Source organism: Polaromonas sp. P1_G2 (assembly GCF_056405515.1).
On sequence record NZ_JBFUBY010000295.1, the window covers coordinates 1 to 4,820 of the forward strand.

Annotated in this window: 7 protein-coding genes; 5 read left to right on the plus strand and 2 right to left on the minus strand. The window is 65.4% G+C overall.

What is annotated here, in order from left to right; genetic code table 11:
- On the plus strand, nucleotides 1-332 hold a 332-nt coding region (locus AC1D0P_RS21840), incomplete at its 5' end, for a surface-adhesin E family protein (protein ID WP_477678668.1).
- An 88-nt stretch (nucleotides 333-420) separates the two neighbouring features.
- Nucleotides 421-1,062 carry an FHA domain-containing protein gene (locus AC1D0P_RS21845; RefSeq protein ID WP_477654027.1) on the plus strand — a complete coding sequence of 214 codons (642 nt, stop codon included), beginning with the start codon at nucleotides 421-423 and terminating at the stop codon, nucleotides 1,060-1,062.
- A gap of 8 nt (nucleotides 1,063-1,070) precedes the next feature.
- Here AC1D0P_RS21845 and AC1D0P_RS21850 read toward each other — a convergent pair whose 3' ends face one another.
- Nucleotides 1,071-1,820, minus strand: a complete 750-nt coding sequence (locus AC1D0P_RS21850; protein ID WP_477678669.1) for a DUF2726 domain-containing protein — start codon at nucleotides 1,818-1,820, stop codon at nucleotides 1,071-1,073.
- A gap of 200 nt (nucleotides 1,821-2,020) precedes the next feature.
- Between AC1D0P_RS21850 and AC1D0P_RS21855 the strand changes: the two genes are divergently transcribed.
- The 3 genes from AC1D0P_RS21855 (at nucleotide 2,021) to AC1D0P_RS21865 (ending at nucleotide 3,133) form a co-directional block, all read left to right on the plus strand.
- The gene (locus AC1D0P_RS21855; RefSeq protein ID WP_477654025.1) at nucleotides 2,021-2,374 is read left to right on the plus strand and encodes a translation initiation factor Sui1; all 354 of its coding nucleotides are present in this window, start codon (nucleotides 2,021-2,023) and stop codon (nucleotides 2,372-2,374) included.
- A gap of 10 nt (nucleotides 2,375-2,384) precedes the next feature.
- The gene (locus AC1D0P_RS21860) at nucleotides 2,385-2,597 is read left to right on the plus strand and encodes a DUF3820 family protein (protein WP_436154996.1); all 213 of its coding nucleotides are present in this window, start codon (nucleotides 2,385-2,387) and stop codon (nucleotides 2,595-2,597) included.
- A 122-nt stretch (nucleotides 2,598-2,719) separates the two neighbouring features.
- Complete coding sequence (locus tag AC1D0P_RS21865; protein ID WP_477678670.1) at nucleotides 2,720-3,133, plus strand: hypothetical protein; 414 nt, start codon at nucleotides 2,720-2,722, stop codon at nucleotides 3,131-3,133.
- 78 nt (nucleotides 3,134-3,211) lie between these two features.
- On the opposite strand, the gene AC1D0P_RS21870 is transcribed toward AC1D0P_RS21865, so the two are convergent.
- On the minus strand, nucleotides 3,212-4,820 hold a 1,609-nt coding region (locus AC1D0P_RS21870; protein ID WP_477678671.1), incomplete at its 5' end, for an oxidoreductase.

A 4,820-nucleotide genomic window follows, 5' to 3' on the forward strand; every position in this document is an offset into this window, starting at 1 on the left:
ACACCATCGAGGTGGATCCCATCCCGGTGTCGGTGCAGGGCGAGGTGCGCACGATGAAGATACGCGTGAGCCGCTCCAAGCCGCGCACCAGCTGGGACGGCGTGCCCTACCGCTCCTACACCTCGACCGTGCAGTTCGACTGCGCGCACAAAAACGCGCGCTACCTCTCGCTGGATTTTTACCAGCAGCCGCTGTGGCAGGGTGAGTCGCACAAGACCTCGACCTACGCCGAGGGCGTGGTCAGGCGCATGGAGTTTGTCGACGTGACACCCAACCCGACGCAGCGGCTGGTCCGCGCGGCCTGCCGGAACACAGATACGCCCAAGACATAGTGCCCTTGTGCCTTCGCGGGGCCGGCGCTACGATGAAGAGACCGCCGCGTTGGGAGTGGCGGCAACCTCAGAAGAAAGGCTTCTCCTCATGCCGCAACTCATCGCATCGGTCGAAGGCGTCGAAATCAAGCATGTCTACCTGAAGAGCGACCGCACCACGCTGGGCCGCAGGCCGTACAACGACATCGTGTTCGACAACCTGGTGGTCAGCGGCGAGCACTGCGTGTTTGAGCTCAAGGGCATCGCCGACGTCTACCTGCGCGACCTGGGCAGCACCAACGGCACCTACCTGAACGGCCATATGGTCAAGGCGCGCGAGCTGCTGCACGACAACGACATCATCAACATCGGCAACTTCAGGATCCAGTACCTGGCGACCTCCGAGCATGAGGCGCAGGCCGAAAGCCAGGAAACCACCGCGATGTCGCTCGATGCGATAGGGCTGCCCGGTACCACCGGCGCGCTGCAGGCCAGCCTCAAGGTGCTGTCGGGCTCATCGGCGGGCCTGGAAATGGCGGTGGTCAAGGCGGTGACCACCTTCGGCCAGCCGGGCGTGGCGGTGGTGTCGATCTCGCACCGGCGCGACGGCTACTACGTGGCCCACATGGACGGCGAGACGCCGTCGACGCTCAACGGCAAGCCTATAAGTGCCAAGGCGACGCCATTGGCGCACAACGACGTGCTGAACCTGGCGGGGACCGAGATGGAGTTCCTGCTTAAAGGGGCTTAGCCGAAGCCCTAAACAATCGAACTGCTGGGATTGGTGCTGGAGTAGCGGATGCGGTCGCGCCGCGGCTCTTCACCGGCCAGGCGCAGGGCGAAGGCCCGGGCCAGTGACTGCAGCTTGAGGGTGGACTTCAGGTGCAGCGGCGTCATGCCGGTTTTGGTGAGGTCCGAGGCATTGCTGGACACGCGTGAAAGCTGCGGCCGCTCGAGCCTGGCGGGGGCGGCGCGGCGGGCGCGTTCGGCGGTCGCCAGCTTGCCGGCTTCGCTGATGGCGGCGCCCAGGAATTTCTCGCGCAGCAGCGCGGCGCTGGGCCGACGCTGGCTTTCGATGATCCAGTAGGGGATGCCGGCGCGGGCCAGAAGTTCGCGCTTGAAGGCATGGTTGCGGCCGGTCACCTCGCCGCGGCCCAGCACGTCGATGCAGCCCAGCACCGTGCCTTTCTGGTCGGCCAGCGCGCAGGAAAAATTCAAGGTGCCCAGCAGCGCCTGCCAGTGGGCGTCGCCGCCGCGCTGGTTGGGCTCGATAAAACCGGTGAAGGGGATCTTGGGCAGGATGCGGTGTTCGGGAAAGACTTCTTCGAGCCAGCGCCAGACCTGGAGTTCGTCGCGGCTGGTCAGGGGTTTGGCGCGCAGGGCATGGTTGCGCGCGACCTTTTTGCGGTTGGCCACCACATGGGACAGCCAGCGTTCATAACCGAGGGCACCCAGGGCCACACTGCCGACAAAGATGAAAAATCCGATCAGAAAACTGCTGCCTGTCATTGTTCGCGTCCCGAGTCGCCCGAAGTTGTTATCGTCCTGAGAGGGGGCGTAGCTGCCGATCCCCGCCCGTGTTTATAAGGTACATTCTGCGGTTTTCGTGAACTAGTTCACAAATTTTTGCGAACGGTCGTTCTAAAACTACAGCGATGCCGGCCGGCCGGATACGTCCTTGGTTCTCATTTCCTGGTTCTCCCTTCCCAATGAAACAAACTCCCACAGGCGGCCTGGTCTATTCCACCGAGGCCGGAAGAATGTGCCCCGGCTGCCGCCGGCCGTTGGCGGCCTGCGCCTGCAAGCAGGCGGTGGCCGCGGCGGGCGGCCCGGTGCGCGTGAGCCGAGAAAGCAAGGGTCGGGGCGGCAAGACCGTGACCGTGGTCAAGGGCCTGCCGCTGGACGCCATGGCGCTGGCGCTGCTGGGCAAGCAGCTGCGCGCCGCCTGCGGCTCGGGCGGCACGGCCAAGGACGGCGTGATCGAGGTGCAGGGCGACCATTGCGAGCGCGTGATGGCGGAACTGCAGAAGCAGGGCTACGCGCCCAAACGGGCAGGCGGCTAGGCTTATATATATGAACCCCGACGACCTGCTCCTGCTGGTGACCCGCGAAATGCCTTTCGGCAAACACAAGGGCACGCTGATCGCCGACCTGCCGGGCAATTACCTGAACTGGTTTGCCCGCGAGGGTTTCCCCAAAGGGGAAATCGGCCGCCTGCTGGCGCTGATGCAGGAAATCGATCACAACGGCCTGAAGCCGCTGCTGGACCCGCTGCGACGTAAATAAAACCACCGTTCTCCTGCATTTGCAGTATTGCCGCGGCGGGTGTTCCTGCGCAGAATCCTTGCACCCGCGTTGCCCGGCATGGGGCCGCACACCGGGCGTACTGTTCGCACGAGGTGATCCGCATGGCTTACGAGCTGCCCCTGGAAACCAGGGCCAGGAAAATGATGGCGAAGTTCCGCACCCAGGAATGGCTGGGTTTCGCCGCGGGTTTCCTGATTTTTGCCGCCGCCGACCTGCTGCGCGCCTGGCTGGCGCCGCAGCTTCCCGCATGGATGGTGCGCGGCTGGTTTTTTCCCATCATCGCGCTGGCCTCGGTGGTCGCGATCTACCTGTCGGTGTCCATGCACAAGGCGCTCAAGAAGCACAGCGCGGTCGACCCGCAGCGGCGCCGCGAGATGTGCCTGCTGTTCCTGCTGGGCTCGCAGGACCAGCAGGGCCTGAGGCTCATGAATCGCTTTGCCATGGCGGCGAATATGCATGCGCTGAGTTTTGGGATGGCGCTGGGGCTGCTGCTGTTCAGTTTGGTCCGCATTTAGAACTGCGAATAAATTCTGAGCGGCTCTGGTTTTTCTTTCTCCCTCTCCCAGAGGGAGAGGGAGTAAGAACTGAAGGCCTTAAAGAATCGCAGCCAGACGGGTTCCTTGATCTATTGCCCGCTTGGCGTCGAGTTCGCCCGCCTCATGCGCGCCACCTATCAAATGCGTCTTGACGCCGGCCGCGCGCAGCGGCTCCAGCAGTTCGCGCAGCGGCTCCTGTCCGGCGCACAGCACGATGTTGTCGACGGTGAGCACGGTGCCGTCCAGGCGCTTTTCGCCGAAGGTGATGAACAGGCCCAGGTCCGGGCCCTGCTCGCCTATGCGTTCGTAGTTGACGCCCGAGAGCATCTCGACGTTTTTCATTTTCAGCGCGGCGCGGTGTATCCAGCCGGTGGTCTTGCCCAGGCCGGCGCCCAGCTTGCCGGGCTTGCGCTGCAGCAGCGTGACCTGGCGCGCGGGCGGCGTGGCTTGCGGGCGCACCACGCCGCCGCGCACCTCGCCGGGGTCGGCCACGCCCCATTCGGCCAGCCAGGCGGGCAGGTCGAGCGCGGTGGAATGGCCTGCCGGCGTGACCAGGAATTCGGCGACGTCAAAACCGATGCCGCCCGCGCCTATGAGGGCCACACGCTCGCCCACGGGCTGGCGGCCCAGCAGCACGTCGATGTAGCTGAGCACCTTGGGATGCTCCTGGCCGGGGATGCGCGGGTTGCGCGGCGTGACGCCGGTGGCGAGTATGACCTCGTCGAACTTGCCGGCGATCAGGTCTTGCGCGCTGATACGGGTGTTCAGGTGCAGGCGCACGCCGGTGCCGAGGATGCGCTGGCCGAAATAGCGCAGGGTTTCCTCGAACTCTTCCTTGCCGGGCACGCGCTTGGCCAGGTTGAACTGGCCGCCTATCTTGTCGGCCGCGTCGTACAAGTCCACGCTGTGGCCGCGCAGGGCCAGCGTGGTGGCGGCGGCCAGGCCGGCGGGGCCGGCGCCTATGACGGCGACGCGCTTTTTGGCGGCAGTGATCTTGATGACGAGTTCGGTCTCATGCACGGCGCGCGGGTTGACCAGGCAGCTCGCCAGCTTGGCCTGGAAGGCGTGGTCAAGGCAGGCCTGGTTGCAGGCGATGCAGGTGTTGATCTCATCGCGCCGGCCCTGGGCCGCCTTGTTGACGAAGTCCGGGTCGGCCAGGAAGGGGCGCGCCATGCTGACCATGTCGGCGCAGCCGTCGGCCAGCACCTGCTCGGCGACTTCGGGCATGTTCAGGCGGTTGCTGGTGACGACGGGAATGGTGAGGCCGGCTGCGCGCAGGTCGGTGCGCAGCTTTTTGGTGACCCAGGTGAAGGCGCCGCGCGGCACCGAGGTGGCAATCGTCGGCACGCGGGCCTCGTGCCAGCCTATGCCGCTGTTGATCAGGGTGGCGCCGGCGGCCTCGACGGCCTTGGCCAGCAGCACGACTTCCTCCCAGCTGCTGCCGCCGGGGATCAGGTCGATCATCGAGAGGCGGTAGATGATGATGAAGTCGGGGCCCACGGCCTCGCGCGTGCGGCGCACGATCTCGACGGCCAGGCGCATGCGGTTGGCGTAGCTGCCGCCCCAGTCGTCGCTGCGCTGGTTGGTGTGGGTGACCAGGAACTGGTTGATGAAATAGCCTTCGCTGCCCATGATCTCGACGCCGTCGTAGCCGGCGTCGCGCGCC